An 18,566-nucleotide genomic window follows, 5' to 3' on the forward strand; every position below is an offset into this window, starting at 1 on the left:
TGCCCCCGGGTATTTATGGGCTTCATCTATCTATATTTGGCAGCCTAGCATCTTGCCCATGGCCCAGTCATCAGCAGAACGCAGCCACTCATCACCGCATAGAGAGGGATTGCTGTGCTGGCTGGCAATTTTACAAGCATCTAAATTGAGACAATCGCGGGTCCAGTTGGAAGGGGAGCTATCGCAACCCCGACCGCAGCGACCGAGACAGGCCTTGTCGTCGACTTTATGGGTGCGCCTTTGGCTTGAGGTCAGGCTCCAGTGGGCCTGATAGTTTTCACCCTTATTAAGACACTGAATCCCCTTGTGCTTTAAAGTTTTTTCAATGCTGTAAGTTTCTCGGTGCATCTTATGCCCAGTAGGTACCTCTGAGATATACTCTGTCATCATCAGCAAGGCATTCCGTGTTGGGCCTTCTGGGTTGTTTTTCTTAATCTTCGCGAGGGTCGACTTCAGCAGGGCAATCTCCTCGTTATTTAAGCTATGCCCCCGACCGTCAATCTCTCGCAGCCCTTCGTATGGGGATATGACGATATATATCCTCTTGACTTCATTAAGGCTTAGTTGAATGGCAATGTCACCACCCTTGATGTAATGAGCGGAATAATTCAATTTGTTTTCGTGGCCGCGGTGCTCACCCCATATGCCTCCAGATGACCGAAGGGATTGGCTAGGCAAGCCGCAAGCACTCAGAAAGATGAGCGCTAATAGCGCAAGTGATGGATTCATCTAAGTATCCTCCATTTAGTCATGTCCCGAAGGACACAGTTCTGTTTTCGGGAGGGCTACAAACTACCTTGAGTAAATATTACGATTCAGTCATAAGTACATAAAATACTACTGAATTTTGACCATTACAAGCTTCGACTGTGAGCCGGTTAAGCGTATTTATGAGATGAGATATGTCACGGAATCAAAAACCCAGATTTTAAGGCTGACTCTCAGACATTTGAATTCGTCGCGCCACAAATTGCTACTGCTCAGAATGGATTTTCCGTGAAAAGAACTAAGGCGTATAGTGATGTCATTACTTTAGCATTAGGAGTCTCACATGCAATTTAGACAGTTACCCCGAGCCGTGTCTTGCTCGCTTTTACTCACTGCTATTATGGGCAGTTCTTTAAGTGCCAAGGACTCGGGTAGCAAGTACGGGCCAGACGATCGGTTGGGCGCGATCAACCTTCTGGGGCCTAAGCAGGTTAAAGAGGGTGCGAGCTTAGTGACCAAGGGGAAGGTCTACTCCCTCGCTCTTGAAACGAATTCCGAAACACCAGCCTACGAGCCACGAACTTACGGGATCGAAACGGTGCAAGCCCCCGAGCCTTTTGGGGTCAACCAAATTACCTTTCTCGACGATCAGGTCACCACTTTTAATGGTATTGGGACTCAGATTGATGGCTTTGGTCACGCTGGAAGCAACTCAGTTCACTATAACGGAGTTCCAGTAGAGAGTTTCCTCACACCCAACGGTATCCAAGAGTTTAGCACTAGCAAGCTACCACCTATTGTAACACGAGGAATTCTGCTCGATATGGCCAAGTTTTTAGGCAAAGACCGGGTTGCTGCAGGAACTCCTTACAATCGGAAAGAGATTAAGGGAGCCTTAAAAAGCCAGAACATATCGATAGAATCTGGGGATGTTGTGATCTTTCACGCAGGCTGGAATCAGCTACTTGAGGTGGATAAGCAGCAGTGGCTTGCAGCCCACCCAGGACTAGGTGAAGATGGGGCAGCCTATCTTGCTTCCCAGGGAGTGGTGGCTATCGGTGCTGACACCGCAGCTTTGGAAGTTATTCCTTTTGAAAACCCTGAAAAGGTATTTCCAGTTCATCAAAAATTATTGGTTGATGAAGGGGTCTATATTTTAGAAGCCCTGCGAACGGAAGAGCTTGCCAGGGACAAGGCCTATGAATTTATGTTTGTCCTTGGTGTTCCAAAGCTTGGCGGATCAGTTCAAGCTATGATCAATCCAATTGCGATTCGTTAGACTCCACGACGCTGCACCAATTGCCTATCACCGGCCCGTTTCCAAAGCCGAATAGGCTTAGGTCTAGAACCGAAAAGTAGGAATCTGGTGCAGTACTACAAAACTCTCATAGTGCTAGTTCTATTATCCCAAGCCAGCGTTACCCTTGCTGTGGTTAAAGCTGCTATTAACATTCGTGACCTTGAAGGTCAGTTCTTTGGCAAAAAAATCTACTATCTGCGACAAAATCTACTGCCAAAAGAAGCGATGGACCCGATGCGGGAAAGAGACTTTAAATTAGGGCAAAGCGACCTCCTTTCGTTTGTCGGTGATAAAACTGTATGGCTGCGCTTTACTCTCTATAACCCCTACGATACCCCAAAAGAAATCTATCTTAAAACACCAAGTAGTTTTGGAACTATGACATCGATCTACCGAGAAGGCAGGCGTTTTAGCAACCTCGCACATAATCGCCGCAATCAGGAACGAGTGATTGAAATTCAGATTCCCCCTCGCTCGACGCAAACCTACTTTGTCAGAAATTTCTCACCCCACGCCCATACCATCGCCTGGAAGTTTTGGCTTTCAGAAAGACGGTTGCTTGAGGAAAAGTTTTACCAGTCATCGGTACTCCAAGGTATTTTCACGATTGGCAGCATGACGGTTCTGTTTAATGTGATGCTATTGATTGCTTTTCGGAAGCTCGATCAAATCTACTATATCGCCCACGTGGGTTTCTTTCTGTTTTTTACGGTTGTGGCAGCGGGTTTAAGTGGCGATGCAGTGGTGAATTACTTAGGAAGCCTTTCTCTTATTGTATCATCTTTGCTTTTGACCCTATTTTTAATCGAGTTTCTTGATCTCAAGCGCTATCGCAGCGGTGAGCTATGGCTAGCGCGGGGGATTTTAGCATTTTACTCCTGCTTGGCTCTCCTCTATCCTGCAGATGATGTTCTAGCACTGACGATCTTTGCTTTGGGTTCGCCATTGGCTATGATCTTAAGCCTCTTTATTTCTGCAGCGCAGATTATGAAGGAGCGTGCCAATTCCTATATGATTGGGATCGGTTTCCTAGCGCTTTGTATAGGTGCCAGCCTACAAGTAGGGCGCTTCACTGATTTTGCCATGTTTGAAGGTGTATCCACCTGGATTTATTGGTATGCCTACGGTGTTGCTAATGTGTTTCTGCTTCTCGCTTTGGGGCGAAAGTTGGCAGCTATGGAACGGGCTCGTCGCTATAAGCATATGGCACTTGGCGATCAGTTCGAGCAGCTCAATCAATCCCAGGAGCAGTTGGCTCGTGTCTTCTACCCCCATCAAGTTGCGGCCATGCAATCCGGCCAAGCTCTTGTAAATACCATGCCAACCGAAATTGGGCGAGGATATGTGATCTCATTGCAGTTAAAACCTTTAGGCGACACTGATGATATTCGCGACTCTCTTAGGCGGTACCTCCAAAGATGTGGTAGTCTCTGCCAAGAAGAATATGACAAAGAATCACTCCAAGCTCGGGCTTTTCGCTGGCGCGAGCTGGGTTCACGGTTGATTTGCACCGTTGGTTTTCCTTTTTCCACACCAATGGGGCGCACCCCTGCTGACAGTGCTGTGCAATTAGCCGAAGAGTTCATTGAAATTCTACAGCAGGAATTTCATGAATTATTGCACGATCGAGTCACATGTCGCATCGGAGTTGCTGGTGGTACCATCGAAGGTAGCTTTTCTCAGACTCACCCTGTTGTATACGATCTGTCGGGGCCAGCGTTGGATCAAGCTGATCGCTATCAGAAAATTGGAGACCATCGTGACTTGGGCCAGGACATTCAAGGCCATGGGATCATCCTTCAGAACTCAGTATATGAAGCGATAGACTCCGCACTCCAGAGTCGCTATCTTGAAATCAATCTTCAAGACTTAGGTATCCAAGTTCGTGATGACCGAGACGCTAAGTCGCTCTATGTTAGGTCTTATGGGGCTCCATCGACCTTATCTCTGGGAGCTTAGGCTCGATCGATGAGAAGAGCAAGCGCAGTGAGAAACTAAGGACTATTTGGATCAGTAAGAATGTCAGTGACAGGAAACGATGATAGCAATACCGCTATCCTTTACTTTCGGTCTTACTGGGAAACGAAATAGTTTTGACTAGGTGAAAACAGGCCAGCATCACTAAGTAGCCAGACATCAGCCACATGACGATAAATACACTGGAAAAAAACATCTCTTGATGTGCTGATGAGCCTTGAGTCCCCATGACCATCATCAGAGCGCCAATGGCTAGTGTGTAAATTGAAAACGATCGCAGGTGGAACTGTTCTATGACCCGAAGTTCGTACTCCCGCATCGCCAAGACCGAACTTGTGGTACTGATAAAGAAAAAGATTCCAGAGCAGATCAAGGCACAGAGCCAAGGGTTATGCTGGGCGATACGATGTAGAAAATCCATCACAAAGCTCTGTCCTCCTAGGCCAAACTGCGGGCAGATAAGCAACGTTAAGCTAGCAGCCATCGCATGAATGCATACGAATTTGCCATGGCACCGCCAGGGAAACAGTTTTTGGTCTCGACGGATATCATTCAATACTGTTTTTTTGATGGTGGCAGGAGGATTGGTGTCCGAACTCATAAATTGTTCAAAATCATGTTGGTTAGGATTGGTCATGGCTTCTCTCCTATGATTTTTCGTAACTGTCTAATCGCTCGACTCACGATTTGCCTAGCTGCAACTGGATTAGATCCTAGGTGTTGGGCCACCTCTTCAAAACTCAAATCTTGTTCATAACGCAGGTGCAAGGCTTCCTGGTGGCGCTTCGATAGTTTCGCTTGGTATGCTGCGAGATCAATGGGAACCTGTGGTTTTTCCTCATTTGGAATATCATTTTCAATAGGAACTTCTTTTTTTTGGCGGCGGAAGTAATCAATTAAGGTATTTCGAACAATAGTAAACACCCAAGTAGCGAAGGGGTAATTGGGATCGTAATGAAATCGTTTGTGATGCACCTTGAATAGTACCATTTGCATCAAATCCTCAGCATCCTTATCAGGGCAGCCTTTTGCTTTTAAGTATCCAAGAATCCTACCCGCATAGCGGCTATAAAGTTCTTCAAATGGCTCAGCTTTGCCTGCTTTATGAGCTTGCATCAGGGCTTCGTCCGTCCAGTGTTTCATCATCCCTCCCGATCTTGATTACGATGGGGCTGCGAGGTTTGTGACAATGTTTTTTTATCCTCCTTAGCGTTAGCGAACTTAGCATGGGGCATTAAGCCCTGCCTCGTGAGACGTTTTTATTCTTCAAGATATTCGTAACTTAGCTATGGTTCAGGAAAACTAACCGATTTATCGATAAACAAATGAAGGAATTTCGCATAGTTTAAAGGTCTCTAAGATATTATCACGGAGTCCCTACATGTTTGCAGGATTGTTTACAATCGCATTATGGAGCAGTCTGGCTGTGCTTAGTGCCCAGCTCAGCCAGATACCTAGTTTTCAATTGACGGGCTTAACCTTATCGATGGGAGGCTTGTTGTCCCTCCCCTGGCATTCAGAGTGGCAGTTCAAGCCAGCGTTTATCGCTCTCGGAATCTATGGATTGTTTGGCTATCATTTTTTTCTTTTTTCCAGTTTCAAGCTGGCTCCCATTGTGGAAGCGAATGTGATTCAGTACTTATGGCCGTTGCTCATCGTCTTACTGAGTCCTATAATCGCTCACTCACAGATTGGGCTGCGTCATATATTAGGCGGCACCTTTGGATTTTTCGGAGTGGTGTTGATGCTAATGGAGCGGCTTCACGATCCATCGGGTATGATCTGGGGTTACGTTTTAGCATTCGCTGCCGCCATGATTTGGTCCAGCTATTCCCTGCTGGTGAAACGAGTGGGACGAATCAATTCGGCAACCGTGGGTTTGTGCTGCTTGATTTCTGGTTTGCTGGCCTTGGTTCTTTCACTGGCTACCGAAGTACCCTATAACCCCAATGAGACGGAATGGCTTTACTTGATTCTTGCCGGATTTGGCCCGTTGGGCTTAAGTTTCTATACTTGGAATATTGCGATCAAACAAATCGAACCCAAAATTCTTGGGGGCTTATCTTACCTCACTCCTTTGCTTTCAACTCTGTGGCTGGTCTTGCTAACAGACGATTGCTTGAGTGCCATGCAATTGCTGGCATCGTGTTTCATCGTTGGAGGGTCGATACTGAGTTCGATGAAGATCAAAACTGGGGAAGAGTCGTGGGCGCATCAGCTTCTTCGAGCGATCGCAAAGTGGAGGCATCAGGGCACGCCGCCCTGATGAAATCTAACAAAGCTTAGATTTGGTAACCAAACTGCATCATGAAGGTATTTACTGTAGCACTGTAGCGACCTTGGAGATTACCGCGTCCTACAGCGCCAGGATATGCGTTTTCATCAAGGTTTAGAGTGGGATCTTCGATGATGTAGTGGGCAAAGGCACCATCAACACGCCAGTTGCCTTGACCATAGCCAGCGCCCAGGGAAAGAACCGTGCGGTTGTTATCTGGGCTGCGGGGTGACCTTAAGTCGTCGGTTGTAGGTGTTGGGTCGATCGCAGCACCAGCTCGCAAGGTGATCTGATCATTCAATCGGTAGTCACCTCCGATTGAATAAGCAAGGGTATCCTGCCAGTCGAGTTTTACGATGACGGGATCGCTATTAATATCGGTGTACTCTATGTTGAGTGATTCAACGGTCGACCATCGCGTCAAGGTAAGGTTGCCATAAAGATTTAGATCATCGGTGATGAGGTAAGAGGTTCCAAAGACGACGGTATCCGGTAGCGTGATATCAAGCTTTGCGCCTGTGGCTTGGCCTGGAACCAGCCCACGCTGCTGAATGATGCCGAGGGATAGATTATTGTCTCCGCTCAGAGTGATATCCCCTTCAGTTTCGTGTTTAATAGATGACCGGTAGGAAAGACCAAATCGTAGTGAAGAGCTTGGATCGAAGGTGAGGCCCGCAACATACCCATAAGCAAGATTATCGCCCTTGTACTCGGCAATGACATCTCCTTGGGAATCGTAGTTCGCTAATGTTGAGGCAATGGCTTTGCGAGCGGCAGCTTGCACTGCTTTCGGGTCTTTTTGATCAGGATTCAAGCCCTGAAAGGCCTGATACATTTGAGCGGCAACACCTGTCAAAGTACTTAGCGCTTCTCCGCCAGCAGCAAGTGCGGCTTGAAACTCCTTGACGCCAGCGCTAGCAAATCCGGCACCGCCATTGCTTGCGCCAGCAATCACACCTGTACCCCGTTGGGCTTGAACACCAAATCCAAAAGTCCACTGCTCTGAAAGCTGGTAGGAGGCCGCTAAATCGAAGTTCAATACCTGAAGCTGAGTTTCGCTAGCGTGATAACGCCCCACCCACTCTTCTCCGTAATCACTACTTGTGGCAAAGGGAACGGTAACATTCCAGCCAATATTTACGGATTCTGTAATGGGATGCACGCCAGACAGAGTTGGTACTGTCGACGATTTCGGTGAAACATTGGAAACGCTCGTTTCAGTATCTTGGGCCGTGAGCCCTACACCCGGAATTGTGCGGCTGCCGCTTTCAAAGTCGACCTCAGGACGAATGTGAGCTGCACCAATGGTGATGCTGTGGCGCTTGAAAGAACCAATCAATGCTGGATTTGAAAAAATTAAACTAGGATCTTTGCCAGTTCCTTCCGCAGAATAGGCCGTTCCAAGTGATTGAGCACTTTGAATGCGTGCACCGAAGCCAGCACCGTAGAGTGGAGCCCCTATACAAGCTAAGCCTAACGCCGTAGCGACATGGGCTCTTCGTTGTCTCTGGTTCATTTTGATCCCCTTCTATATAAGTATTACATTGTAACTAGGTGCCTTAAAATAGTTGAATTGCAATCGAAAATCATCATTTTTTATCAAAAAATTGAGCCTAAATTTTTTAGCTAGGCCTTGGCCCGTCGAAGCTGTGGGACATCGTCTCAGCCAGGCCATCAAATTCGACTCTGGAGCAAGTCAGATTCTTGCACTGATTTAAATACTTAAGCATTAGATGACGTATTACGGTTATTTACGGACTGTCGTTGAAGAATCCGTTGAATTTCCATGGTATGATATGGCTAAGACAAAACCGCTAATTAAAAAGGTGGGGTAGGAGTCGGAGCGAATGACCGAAGAACAAACCTATCATCATGACCATATCCAGTGGATGATGAAGCAATCAGGTATTGGCGTTTGGAGCCTGCACTGTGAAAAGCAGATGGTGACATGCTCAAGTCAGGCTGCTGATATCCTAGAACTCGATCATCAAGAACTCCCTCTTGAATCTTGGGCAGAGATCTTTCAGGGAGAGGATCAAATCGATTGGCATGAGCGCTTGCAAACCGACTCACTGGATATAGAAACTAGGGTGAAAGCTGTTCGTTCGGGGCGAAGCAAGTACGTGCGCATTGCTATCTATCGTGGAGCCAGTGATGGTGTTTTCCGGGGCATGGTTCAAGATATTTCCATGTGGAAAATCATGCAAAAACGCTACCTGCGTACTGAACACGATCTGAAGCAATATATGTTGCTCATCAACAGCTTTTCAGTGATTTTCAAGCTCGATGATGATGGCATTTTATTGTTCGCCAACGAGGAATTCTGTCGTCATGCTGATCGCCCTCGTGGAGAAATGTTGAATCGCCCCTTTCACGAACTTGGAGCAAGCTTCGAAGGTGGCGATGAGTGGCGTGTTATCAAAGAAACCATCGAAACTCATCAGTCCTGGTATGGCACGATCAAGTGCCGAACAGCCAAGGGAGAAAACTTCTGGCTGCAAGGTTCTATGATTAATCAGAGTCGTGGTCAGCAACCGAATGCCGAGTACCTATGTATTTGTCGTGATGTGACTAGTGTCATGATACAGAAGTTAGAAGATATGCAGATGATGAAATTAGTCTCACTCGGAGAGGCATCAGCCCAGATCATGCATGATGTAATGAATCCGTTAACTCAGATCCAAGGTTGCGAATACATGGTGCAGATGCTCAAAGTCCCGCCTGAACAAGTGAAGCTTGTGAAGAATATTCGCAATATGATTCAAGTTGGAGTCGACCGTATTAAAGATATTTTTTCGGGAATGCGGTCTATGCTACTTGAGGAGGTAATCTTCGAAGCACGTACTATCAAAGGTTTAGTAGAAGATAGTCAGGCTTCGTTAGAGCACTATTTGAAAAAGCACCAGGTGCCGCTTAACTTTGAAAGTCGTTCTGGTGATGATATATCAGTGGACGTAAATCGAAGCCTTGTGATCCAGGTTTTTGTGAACCTCATTAAAAACTCGGTGGAGGCTATTCAATCCCAAGAGGATCCCTGGATAAGAATCTCCTGGGAAACTATCGACAACGAACTTTTTGTACGAATCGTTGATTCAGGTCAAGGAATTCCCATAGAGGTTCAGCAAAACATGTTTGATTCCCTCTACACAACAAAGAAAGATCGCGGTGGGACTGGCATTGGAATGGCAATTTGCAAGAGAGTATTGGATTTGCATGGTGGCCGTATTTTCGTCAACAATGACAACACCAATACCGAGATCGACATTGTCCTGCCCTTAAAAAAGCGTTGACTGCGATAAGCTTTGGCAAAAACTCCTGTCGATCCCCACTATTCCTGGTCAGGGAGCCGCTTGCCATTGACCCACCATTCCTTTTTACCATTTTTGTAGATGACCGCAGGGCCATTATCACGATGACGAACGCCATCTTTGAACCAAGCTTCGGCAAAGCCATCCTCGATACAAGCTGGACCGTCTAAACGATGGAGAACTTTATCGCTGTCGAGTTCATCGGATGTTGTGCCGTCCTTGTAAAAATACTGATCGTTCATTTGACTTCCCCTAAGTTAGACAAGAACCCCCGCTCTTATCATAAAAAAGGCCTATGGTACAAGGCTGTTATCTAGCCTACTGCGAATCATAGTCCTTGACTAACAAAAAGCCTATTGTTTTTCGTTTCCTGGAATGATTAGGGGAAGCTTAACTGTTTCGCCATCCCCGAAACTTAAGGTCACTGCATCAGCCCTAAAGGTTTGGGGGACTTGCACCACGAGCAAGCCTTTTTGCTCGCTAAATGGCTTTATAGTGGCTTGACAGACATTGCAGATCAAGGTCACGCCTTCGGGAGCCTTGACTTTAATGGGTAGTGAGGCATTAGTCTGATTATCAATGCGAATTGTGAAGAAATTTCCCCAGAGAGATCCCTCCATTTCGCTGTAAGTAGTCCCAGGTTGGCGGATGACGGTATAGCGTAACCCATCACGTAGGTTGAGGCGAATGGCAATCACACTCATGGTAATCACTAGGCCTAGACCGTACAAAATGGGGCGCATACGCCATGAAGCGCCGGGAGTCCCTTCGAGTTCAGCTTCGGACGCAGTGCGGATCAAACCGATCGGTCGCTTCAGGTTGGTTTGAATCTGATCGCAGGCATCGGCGCACCGGCCGCATTGAATGCACTCCATCTGCAAACCGTCGCGGATATCGATACCTGTTGGGCAGACTCGAACACACAATTTGCAGTCTATACAGTCACCTTTTCCAGGCCGACGGCTGCGAGGTTCCCCTCGCTTATGATCGTAGGAGATCGTTGGCGTATGACGATCAATCATCACGGCCTGAAAGCGCGCATAAGGGCAAATAAATGAGCAAAACTGCTCTCGAAACCAAGTGAGGTCGAAGTAAAGCATAGCGCTTAAAAAAACCATAAATGAAAAGGCCCAAGGGTTTTCACTTGGAGGACTCACAATCCAATGAAGTAGAATCTTGTAGTCGACGAAAAAGGCAAGGAAGGCATTGGATATTACAGCCACCACGATGATATAGGTGATATGCTTGCCTGTTTTACGGAGGGTTTTCTCCAGGCTCCAGGGCCCTTTATCGCGGACCATGCGACGGGATGCTGGACCTTCGAAGAATTCCTCGATAGGGCGGATCAACCACTCCACGAAAACCGTTTGTGGACAGGCGTAGCCGCACCAAAGGCGCCCATAAAGGGCGGTTACGAGAAATAGCATCAACGCCAAGCCAATTAGAATGAAAACCAAGTAGCTAGCGTCGTGAAATGGAAAAACCAAGCCCACAAAGTAGGCTTTGGACTCTAAGACATCGAGTCGGATCAGGGGGCGCCCTTGAAATGTGCTAAAAGGGGCGATGATATAGATAGCCATCAGAACCATAGCTAGAGCCCGCCTGATTTTAATCAGGCGACCTTGCCGTCGTTCGGGGTAGATCCATCGTCGACGCCCTGAGGCGTCGACGGTTGGAGCACGGAGTCGATCGTTATTGATGACTTCATGATCCTTCATACTTTTCCCCTTGCGGTGCCTTGGGGTTCGCTGGGTTGGTGCCCTGAAGAGATAAGATAAATGCCGTCGTCTCTTTGATCTTCTTCGGGCCCAAAATTGTTTTCCAAGCAATCATGCCTTTGGCAGGTACCCCATCGGTGATCACCTTGATGATATCCTCTGGGGAACCACCATGTAACCAAAAGACATCCGTGAGATTGGGGCCTACAAGGCCCTCTCCATTTTGCCCGTGGCAAGGGGCGCAGTTTGTTACATAGTGGGTCTTACCCTCGGCGATCATTGCATCTGATTTTAGCTGAGCTATCAGATCCTCACCAGCGGGGCTTTTCGCTGATGCCTGCTTTTCCATCGTCGCCTCGTAGGCGTCGCGATCAGCATATAGCTCATCTTCCAAAGTGGGGCCGCCCATGCCATGAATATATGCTAAATATACAACGGCGAAGGCAATGGTTCCCCAGAAAAGGGCGACCCACCACGAAGGTAAAGGGTTATCATATTCTTTGATTCCATCGACCACATAGGGTCGCTCTACATCTTTTTCGTTCTTGGTCATGCGTCTTCTCCCTTCAAGGCGTCTTTAGAAATCTCGGCATAATAGTCCTTGCTTCCGGGGCGGTGAATCCAAACGATCACACCCACCATGACTAGAAAGAACAGGACTAGGGCCAAAGTCTGGAAGGCCCCAAAATCACCGTTCTGCAGTGTTGTTTTGATCAGGTCTTTCATCTTTACCTCTTTCTGTTCCTAGTTTTTGTAAGTAAGCGATCATGGCGACAATCTCTTTGCGCTCGTCGACAGTGACCCCATCGGCAGCCAAGCGATCGACGATCTCTTTGGCCTGGGCTTCATAGCTCGACATAGGATTTGCTATGACGGCCTTTTCATAGGGAACACCCAACTTTCGTAAGGCATCGAGTTTCACTGAAAGAAGCTCAAGGTCAGCGTCATCTTCAATCAACCAAGGGTAGGCTGGCATGATAGAGCCCGGCGAGGTTGATCTTGGATCGAGCATGTGACGATAGTGCCATAAGTCGGGATATTTACCACCGACCCGATGAAGGTCGGGGCCAGTTCGCTTTGATCCCCACTGAAAGTTGTGATCATAAACAAATTCATAGTCTTCAGAGTGCGGACCGTAGCGCAGCTCTTCCTTCTGGAAGGTTCTGACCATCTGAGAATGGCAGTTGTAGCAGCCTTCGCGAATGTAGATATCACGACCGTGAAGTTCCAAAGGAGTGTATGGAGTCACAACAGTAGAAACAGGAGCTTTGGTTTCCATCATGAATGCGGGGATGAACTCCACCACACCACCGATGATGACGGCAATAAAAGCAGCTGCTGTAAGATGGAAGGCTTTGCCTTCCAAGCGCTCATGAAGGGTGCGAGGTTTCACATGTCGATCGCCAGTATCTTCCACCTTACCATCAACAGCCTGCCCTTGCTGAGCCGTTTTAAACACATTGTAGAGGCATAGTACAGCACCAGCCAAATACATGCTGCCACCGATCAGACGGATCCAATAAAGAGGTATGAGAGCTAGGACGGTTTCAAGGAAGTTGGGGTATTTGAGAAGGCCTTCCTCAGTGGTTGACATCCACATCAACCCCTGGGTGATCCCTGCGGTCCACATGGAGGTGACATATAGAAGCAAGCCGATAGTGGCTACCCAAAAATGAGTGTTGGCGAGTTTCTTGCTGTAGAGTTCGGTGCCCCAAAGTTTGGGCGCCAACCAATAAACCATACCGAAAACCATGCCGCCAACCCATCCGAGTGCTCCCCCATGAACGTGAGCGATGGTCCAATCCGTATAGTGAGAAAGGAGGTTTAGAGATTTGATTGATAACAGTGGTCCTTCCAAGGTTGCCATGCCGTAGAATGTGAGGGCCATGACATAAAACTTGAGAACGGGTTCCTCACGAATCTTATCCCAAGAACTTCGCATGGTGAGGAGACCATTGATCATACCGCCCCATGATGGTGCGATAAGCACAAGACTAAATACCATTCCTACAGACTGCGCCCATTCTGGTAACGATGTATAGAGCAAGTGGTGAGGACCAGCCCAGATATAAACGAAAATTAAGGCCCAGAAGTGAAGGATAGATAGTCGATAGGAATAAACGGGACGATCTACAGCTTTAGGAATGAAGTAGTACATGATGCCAAGGAATGGGGTTGTTAGAAGAAAACCCACTGCATTGTGACCATACCACCACTGAACCAAGGCATCCTGGACACCGGCGAACAATGAGTAGCTCTTGAACATCCCGACAGGAATAGCAAGGTTATTGACAATGTGGAGCATAGCAATCGTGATGATCGATGCTAGATAGAACCAGATGGCAACGTACAGGTGTTCGACTTTGCGTAGAGCAATGGTACCGAACACGTTGACTGCCATGATCACCCAAACGACCGCGATAGCGAGGTCGATAGGCCATTCCATTTCAGCATACTCTTTGCCCTGGGTGATACCTAAGGCGAGAGTTACTGCTGTTGCCAAGATGATGGCTTGCCAGCCCCAAAAGTGGATGCTGGTTAACATGTCCGAAAAAAGACGACGCTTGCAGAGTCGTTGCAATGAGTAATACATCCCGGCAAAGATCGAGTTGCCGGCGAAAGCAAAGATCATTGCATCGGTGTGAATCGGGCGAATACGACCAAAGGTGATGTAACTAATGCCACCGTTGGCGGGCCAGAAGGCCAATTGGAGTGCGGCAAGCGCTCCCACAGTCATGCCGATGATCCCCCAGATTAGGGTTGCCCAGAGGAAAAGCCGGGCGGCGCGATCATCGTAGATCTGTTCATGGTTAAGCGTGGTCTGAGACAATGTTTAATCCTCCCTCTTAAAATCATCAAAAAGTATTTCTTCTGCTGGTGTTTGGAGATCTTCATACTGGCCGGTTTTAACCGCCCATATAAAATATCCCAGACCAACAAATGCGAGTCCGAAACTTATGGCGATAAGAATAAAAAGTACTTCCATCTTACTTGGCCTCCCAAGACGTGGAAAGGTAAATTACAGTCAATGAGCTGATGGGCATTAGGATGGCAGCAACCACAGGGCTGAGATAACCTGTTGCACCAAGGCTAATACCCAGGATGTTGAATGTGATAGCAAATGAAAAGCCGCGATAAAAAGCCTTCTGACAAGCCTTCGCAATTTTAAATCCTTCATAAATGGCCCTCAAGTTGGGGCTTAAAAGAAGGATATCGCTACAGGCCTTGGCTTGATCGCTTGAGTCCTGAACTGCGATACTAAGGGTCGATCGAGCCATGGCTAAGGAGTCGTTGATACCATTGCCTACCATAGCGCTTAAGGAACTATTTTGGTCGATGGTATCCATTTTGTCCTGTGGTTTTAGTCTGGCCTGTCCCGCTCTCGACTCGATGGCAAGGCTTTTGTTGATCGCTGATACGCGATCTTCTCGATCACCGCTTAAGACATGCACCTGCTTCTTATGTTTTTGGAGGCCTTCAATAAGCTCATGAGCACCAAGCTGAAGCGCCTCTTCAAGATCAAATTGCGCCCAGATCTCATGATCTCTCGACACAAACGTGAAGTCGCAATCTAGATCGGAGGGAGCCTTGCAAAATTCAGCACGGCCGATTCTTACTTCACTACCTTCAAATGTGAAAGAAACCCCTTGACCAATCGTTTCTTTGAAATCTGAAATCACAGCTCCACTAGGGCTTCGCTGACTTGCCCATAGGCTCATACTCTGAATCATATGGTGAGAAGAGTAGTTTTTTAGCTCCTGAAGGACAGCGGCTAGGCTTGTGATACTGGCCACCGCAGGATCGTGATGCTTGAGTTCGGCACGACAGGCCGTTTGGGTGAGTGTGCCTGTCTTATCAAAGAAAAAGGTGTCGATACGGGGCAACAGCTCGATCCCTTTTTGATTGCGGAATAGCAGTTGTTGCTGGAGGCCAAGCTGTAGGGCTCTAGCAATAATCAAAGGGGCTCCCAAACCAAAGGCACAGGGGCACGCTATGAGCAGGGTTGTAACCGTCCTGCTGATTGCTATATCCCAGTTAGGAAGATGGTATATAAACACCATGCTGGCGACAATAAGGATAAACAGAATTAGAAAACGAGCAATCTTTTCAGAAGTGACCAGGGTTTGCCCCTTTTGTTGAAGCAACCGCTCCGAACCAGATTCAATCTGGTAGAGGTCGGATTGAGTGCCATCTTCAAGACACTCTAGGTCGATCGGGTGGTCGAGATTGGTAGAGCCAGAAGCCAGTGTCTCGCCTTTACGCTTGGCTAGAAAGTTCTGTTCACCGGTCATGAACTCTAGGTTAATGTGTGCCTCTGAGCTCAAAAGTTTCCCCTTCACTGGAACAATATCACCAGGCATGACGCGGATGCGATCACCTTTTATAAGGCGATGAGTGTCTTTGAACTTGTTGCTATCACTTGAATCGAGGATGCGCACTAGCTTGCTTTGAAAGGTTTCTGTCGCCATCTGGCGATGATGCTTTTTCAACACTTGGGATTGAATATATCGTCCCAGAAGGAGAAGGAAGATAATCGCAACCATCGAATCAAAGAAGACCGGACCCGAGCCCTGCATAGTGTTGTAGCTTGAGTATAGGAAGCTTGTAAGCAATGCTAGTGAAATCGGAAAGTCCAGATGAAGCGTCTTTCTCTTAAAGGCTTGGATCGTATTTTGATAGAAGCTACGACCAGGGACCGCGATGGCTAATGTTGCAAGACCCATGGAAATATAGCGGAAAAGATGAAAAAAGATGCTACCCTCAAGGTCGCTACCTAAATATTCTATTGTGCTGAGAAGCATGATATTCATGAGACAGAAAAAAGCTAGTCCCATGCGAATGAGTGGGGTCTTGTCATCCTCATGAAAGTTTTGGTCTGGTGCTACCGGATAGCCTAATTGATCAAGGACACCAGCGATACTGCTTAGGGTGTCTGTCTTGGGGTCGAAGCTGATCTGAGCTTTTCGTTCGGCCATATTGAGACTAATACTGACTTCTGGGTGGGTCTTTTTTAGAGCTTTCTCGCAGACCCAGATACAGGCATAACACTCTAAATTTTTGAGATATAGGTGAGCGATGCGCCGATCGTCACTTGTTGGCTCAGAAAAGCTTTCCTGAAAATCTCGGTGATCGAGAAAGTCATACTGCCTCGCTTCTTTGCCAAGGAGGGGCGTTGCATTTTTTTCTTTGAGAAGGCGATAATAATCGTCGAGATGAAGCTTTCGGATGAAGTTATATGCCGTTTCACAGCCGTGGCAACAGAAATCACTTGTTGAACCAAAGCTCAGCAAGGTATCACAGTGCTGACACTTGACTTGCTGATTTGAAGGAGACTGTTCTTGGACCAACACATGCATCATCACCACCATCATTCCGCTGACATTTTAACAAATCTAGATCCACTTGATCTACTGGGCTTTGGAGCAATCTTCTCATTTAGTTTTGCAGCCTCGCTACATTGTGCCTTCATGTGCTCTCCCTTAGTGTGCGCTGCAATGAAAGATCGAGCCAAGCTCAATCGATCCGGGATCTGGCTCTATAACCTCGGTCGTATTCTATCCTATTCTGGTGCTGGATTAATCCTTGGTGCAGGTGGACAATGGCTCGGGGGCTTTCGACCCCAATGGGGCATTTGGCTATCGAAAATACTTGGTACAATCATCATTATCATTGCCCTCACCAAGGCTTGGGAGATCGTGTTTAAAAAATCACTGTGGCGACTCAATACCAAAGGAGCAACAGCTTGGCTGGGGAACCGCATGAGCACAGTCGCGATGCTTCCGCCATCGATTCGCGATTTGATGCTTGGACTCATCACGGTCTTCCTTCCTTGTATGACATTAACCCCTGCGCTTGCTGCTGCTGCCGGTACAGGTAGCTCAGTAAAAGGCCTGCTTTATATGGCTGCATTTGCGCTAGGGACCGTCCCTGTCATGCTTGGAGCAACTTATGTGCCATTGGTCATATACCGCAAAATTCCCGAAAAAATGGCGCGATGGCTTGTGGTGATTTTTCTATTACTTGCTGGAATTATCACGATTATTCGCCATTAGGCGGTCGATTTCTTGGGTGGTTTTTTGCTGGGGTAAGAGTGTATTTTTGAGTGATATGGCACATTATGCTGGAGACCGTCGATAAGTGCTTATAATCAGCCAAGATCGAGCTTGTGGACGACTTTTTCAGCTTAATCTGATGTTTCATGAGTAGCTAAGCATCCAATATAACGTACCTATTTGCAGGTACCTTTATTCTCCAGTTACGAATTCCGATATCGCTCTCATATCCATCTATCCCAAGGAACAAATATGGCTCGTGCTTTGAGGAATACTACGATCTGCTTTCTAATCTCCTTTACTTATATAGCATGTTCGGACAGTTCCTTTAATGAGACTGAATCAGATAAAAGTTCTGAAACGAAGCAGTCAACAGACAGCACTGTTGAGGATGAGCTGTTTACTATCAATGAGCCTATCTCAGTTGGAGGTGCGTTCTTAACTTGCACCTATCAACCTGACCAAGCTCAAGAGCAAGTTAATAAGACTGCTGAATGTCAACTAGCTGGGATTGAAGAATCGAAAGTAGAGACGTTTGAAGCTAAGTTTTTTAAACTCGATATAGAGGGCGCCTCCTATCCTTTGGAGATTTTAGAGAACGACGGGAGGAGTTTGCGTTGGATAGTTCAAGAAACGCCTGCCACATTGCAATTCCCGAGCTTCCAACTAAGACTATCGATTAATGGCAGTGAAGAGTTCAACTTTGAAGCGAAGGCACCAGAGAGCCTTGAACTAGCTGTTAATCTAGCTTATTGGCTTGCTGGTGAGCCTAATGACTTTGAAACTCCTGGAGTACCTGGTAACGAGGATTGCGTTGAAATGAGAGCGAAGCCTTTGCGAGACGCTCATATTGCGTCATCAGGAATTGATAATGGTCCCCTAGCGGCGCTGAACGATGTCCCCTGCGTTAACTTTCTTAATAGCCCATTTCTATGTCGCAAAGTAAACGCTGCTACCCAAGGGCCTTTGTTTCTGATAAGCGACTTCACTGGTGAATTTAATAGTTATGCTTCAGCTTGCCCGGATTCCTATTTCTTTGGTTTGCCTCATGGGGAAGATGAAACGCTGCAAGTGATCAATCTACTCGATAACCAAGAAGGAGTAGACCGAATTTGGGTGAATCTCAACGATCAAGTTGAAGAGAACTCGTTTCAGGTTATCATGAATCAATCCGCCGAACAGTAACCTCGCTACTATTCCAAACGTCGCCCCCCAAGCTAATAGAAT

The 18,566-nt window shown here is 47.1% G+C and carries 17 protein-coding genes; 6 read left to right on the forward strand and 11 right to left on the reverse strand.

Annotated features, from left to right (window positions below; translation table 11 throughout):
* Nucleotides 1-30: 30 nt before the first annotated feature.
* Nucleotides 31-729 carry a DUF8213 domain-containing protein gene (locus B9N89_RS06620; RefSeq protein WP_132316884.1) on the reverse strand — a complete coding sequence of 233 codons (699 nt, stop codon included), beginning with the start codon at nucleotides 727-729 and terminating at the stop codon, nucleotides 31-33.
* A gap of 322 nt (nucleotides 730-1,051) precedes the next feature.
* Here B9N89_RS06620 and B9N89_RS06625 point away from each other — a divergent pair, with 322 nt between their 5' ends.
* On the forward strand, nucleotides 1,052-1,987 hold the full coding sequence (locus tag B9N89_RS06625) for a cyclase family protein (RefSeq protein WP_200820678.1): 936 nt from the start codon (nucleotides 1,052-1,054) through the stop codon (nucleotides 1,985-1,987).
* An 87-nt stretch (nucleotides 1,988-2,074) separates the two neighbouring features.
* A complete protein-coding gene (locus B9N89_RS06630) occupies nucleotides 2,075-3,967 on the forward strand; it encodes a 7TM diverse intracellular signaling domain-containing protein (RefSeq protein ID WP_132316882.1) in 1,893 nt (630 codons plus the stop codon).
* A 94-nt stretch (nucleotides 3,968-4,061) separates the two neighbouring features.
* On the opposite strand, the gene B9N89_RS06635 is transcribed toward B9N89_RS06630, so the two are convergent.
* Nucleotides 4,062-4,622, reverse strand: a complete 561-nt coding sequence (locus tag B9N89_RS06635; RefSeq protein WP_132316880.1) for a hypothetical protein — start codon at nucleotides 4,620-4,622, stop codon at nucleotides 4,062-4,064.
* The gene (locus B9N89_RS06640) at nucleotides 4,619-5,128 is read right to left on the reverse strand and encodes an RNA polymerase sigma factor (protein WP_159455195.1); all 510 of its coding nucleotides are present in this window, start codon (nucleotides 5,126-5,128) and stop codon (nucleotides 4,619-4,621) included. The genes B9N89_RS06635 and B9N89_RS06640 overlap by 4 nt, the downstream gene beginning before the upstream one ends.
* A gap of 238 nt (nucleotides 5,129-5,366) precedes the next feature.
* Here B9N89_RS06640 and B9N89_RS06645 point away from each other — a divergent pair, with 238 nt between their 5' ends.
* On the forward strand, nucleotides 5,367-6,251 hold the full coding sequence (locus tag B9N89_RS06645; protein ID WP_132316876.1) for a DMT family transporter: 885 nt from the start codon (nucleotides 5,367-5,369) through the stop codon (nucleotides 6,249-6,251).
* Between the two features lie 16 nt (nucleotides 6,252-6,267).
* Here the strand turns inward: B9N89_RS06645 and B9N89_RS06650 are convergent, their stop codons facing one another.
* Nucleotides 6,268-7,776, reverse strand: a complete 1,509-nt coding sequence (locus B9N89_RS06650; RefSeq protein ID WP_132316874.1) for an OmpP1/FadL family transporter — start codon at nucleotides 7,774-7,776, stop codon at nucleotides 6,268-6,270.
* 331 nt (nucleotides 7,777-8,107) lie between these two features.
* Here B9N89_RS06650 and B9N89_RS06655 point away from each other — a divergent pair, with 331 nt between their 5' ends.
* The gene (locus B9N89_RS06655; RefSeq protein ID WP_132316872.1) at nucleotides 8,108-9,550 is read left to right on the forward strand and encodes a sensor histidine kinase; all 1,443 of its coding nucleotides are present in this window, start codon (nucleotides 8,108-8,110) and stop codon (nucleotides 9,548-9,550) included.
* 38 nt (nucleotides 9,551-9,588) lie between these two features.
* Here the strand turns inward: B9N89_RS06655 and B9N89_RS06660 are convergent, their stop codons facing one another.
* The 7 genes from B9N89_RS06660 to B9N89_RS06690 all read right to left on the reverse strand — a co-directional run bounded on the left by B9N89_RS06660 (nucleotide 9,589) and on the right by B9N89_RS06690 (nucleotide 16,646).
* Entirely contained in the window at nucleotides 9,589-9,810 is a 222-nt protein-coding gene (locus B9N89_RS06660; protein ID WP_132316870.1) for a hypothetical protein, read from the reverse strand.
* Between the two features lie 111 nt (nucleotides 9,811-9,921).
* Nucleotides 9,922-11,286: a cytochrome c oxidase accessory protein CcoG gene (gene ccoG, locus B9N89_RS06665; protein ID WP_132316868.1), complete on the reverse strand. Its 1,365-nt coding sequence runs from the start codon at nucleotides 11,284-11,286 to the stop codon at nucleotides 9,922-9,924.
* Complete coding sequence (locus B9N89_RS06670) at nucleotides 11,273-11,839, reverse strand: cbb3-type cytochrome c oxidase N-terminal domain-containing protein (protein WP_132316866.1); 567 nt, start codon at nucleotides 11,837-11,839, stop codon at nucleotides 11,273-11,275. The genes ccoG and B9N89_RS06670 overlap by 14 nt, the downstream gene beginning before the upstream one ends.
* On the reverse strand, nucleotides 11,836-12,012 hold the full coding sequence (locus B9N89_RS06675) for a cbb3-type cytochrome oxidase subunit 3 (RefSeq protein ID WP_132316864.1): 177 nt from the start codon (nucleotides 12,010-12,012) through the stop codon (nucleotides 11,836-11,838). Before B9N89_RS06675 ends, B9N89_RS06670 begins: the two co-directional genes overlap by 4 nt.
* Nucleotides 11,975-14,116: a cytochrome-c oxidase, cbb3-type subunit I gene (gene ccoN, locus B9N89_RS06680; RefSeq protein WP_132316861.1), complete on the reverse strand. Its 2,142-nt coding sequence runs from the start codon at nucleotides 14,114-14,116 to the stop codon at nucleotides 11,975-11,977. The genes B9N89_RS06675 and ccoN overlap by 38 nt, the downstream gene beginning before the upstream one ends.
* Before the next feature lie 3 nt (nucleotides 14,117-14,119).
* Nucleotides 14,120-14,272, reverse strand: coding sequence for a cbb3-type cytochrome oxidase assembly protein CcoS (gene ccoS / locus B9N89_RS06685; protein ID WP_132316859.1), 153 nt, complete (start codon nucleotides 14,270-14,272; stop codon nucleotides 14,120-14,122).
* A 1-nt stretch (nucleotide 14,273) separates the two neighbouring features.
* Nucleotides 14,274-16,646: a heavy metal translocating P-type ATPase gene (locus B9N89_RS06690; protein WP_159455196.1), complete on the reverse strand. Its 2,373-nt coding sequence runs from the start codon at nucleotides 16,644-16,646 to the stop codon at nucleotides 14,274-14,276.
* On the opposite strand from B9N89_RS06690, the gene B9N89_RS06695 reads away from it, so the two are divergent.
* Together B9N89_RS06695 and B9N89_RS06700 are read left to right on the forward strand one after the other, a co-directional pair.
* Nucleotides 16,626-17,339 carry a sulfite exporter TauE/SafE family protein gene (locus tag B9N89_RS06695; RefSeq protein WP_132316855.1) on the forward strand — a complete coding sequence of 238 codons (714 nt, stop codon included), beginning with the start codon at nucleotides 16,626-16,628 and terminating at the stop codon, nucleotides 17,337-17,339. The two genes, B9N89_RS06690 and B9N89_RS06695, sit on opposite strands and share 21 nt — an antisense overlap.
* Before the next feature lie 252 nt (nucleotides 17,340-17,591).
* On the forward strand, nucleotides 17,592-18,524 hold the full coding sequence (locus B9N89_RS06700) for a C-type lectin-like domain-containing protein (protein ID WP_132316853.1): 933 nt from the start codon (nucleotides 17,592-17,594) through the stop codon (nucleotides 18,522-18,524).
* Nucleotides 18,525-18,566 lie beyond the last annotated feature (42 nt).

It is taken from the genome of Pseudobacteriovorax antillogorgiicola, assembly GCF_900177345.1.
GTDB lineage: Bacteria > Bdellovibrionota_B > Oligoflexia > Oligoflexales > Oligoflexaceae > Pseudobacteriovorax > Pseudobacteriovorax antillogorgiicola.

Excerpts from the sequence above, each read along its gene's own strand:
- B9N89_RS06620 (WP_132316884.1), bottom strand. The coding sequence starts at position 729 with ATGAATCCATCACTTGCGCTATTAGCGCTCATCTTTCTGAGTGCTTGC.
- B9N89_RS06625 (WP_200820678.1), top strand. The coding sequence starts at position 1,052 with ATGCAATTTAGACAGTTACCCCGAGCCGTGTCTTGCTCGCTTTTACTC.
- B9N89_RS06635 (WP_132316880.1), bottom strand. The coding sequence starts at position 4,622 with ATGACCAATCCTAACCAACATGATTTTGAACAATTTATGAGTTCGGAC.
- B9N89_RS06640 (WP_159455195.1), bottom strand. The coding sequence starts at position 5,128 with ATGAAACACTGGACGGACGAAGCCCTGATGCAAGCTCATAAAGCAGGC.
- B9N89_RS06645 (WP_132316876.1), top strand. The coding sequence starts at position 5,367 with ATGTTTGCAGGATTGTTTACAATCGCATTATGGAGCAGTCTGGCTGTG.
- B9N89_RS06650 (WP_132316874.1), bottom strand. The coding sequence starts at position 7,776 with ATGAACCAGAGACAACGAAGAGCCCATGTCGCTACGGCGTTAGGCTTA.
- B9N89_RS06655 (WP_132316872.1), top strand. The coding sequence starts at position 8,108 with ATGACCGAAGAACAAACCTATCATCATGACCATATCCAGTGGATGATG.
- B9N89_RS06660 (WP_132316870.1), bottom strand. The coding sequence starts at position 9,810 with ATGAACGATCAGTATTTTTACAAGGACGGCACAACATCCGATGAACTC.
- ccoG (WP_132316868.1), bottom strand. The coding sequence starts at position 11,286 with ATGAAGGATCATGAAGTCATCAATAACGATCGACTCCGTGCTCCAACC.
- B9N89_RS06670 (WP_132316866.1), bottom strand. The coding sequence starts at position 11,839 with ATGACCAAGAACGAAAAAGATGTAGAGCGACCCTATGTGGTCGATGGA.
- B9N89_RS06675 (WP_132316864.1), bottom strand. The coding sequence starts at position 12,012 with ATGAAAGACCTGATCAAAACAACACTGCAGAACGGTGATTTTGGGGCC.
- ccoS (WP_132316859.1), bottom strand. The coding sequence starts at position 14,272 with ATGGAAGTACTTTTTATTCTTATCGCCATAAGTTTCGGACTCGCATTT.
- B9N89_RS06690 (WP_159455196.1), bottom strand. The coding sequence starts at position 16,646 with ATGATGCATGTGTTGGTCCAAGAACAGTCTCCTTCAAATCAGCAAGTC.
- B9N89_RS06700 (WP_132316853.1), top strand. The coding sequence starts at position 17,592 with ATGGCTCGTGCTTTGAGGAATACTACGATCTGCTTTCTAATCTCCTTT.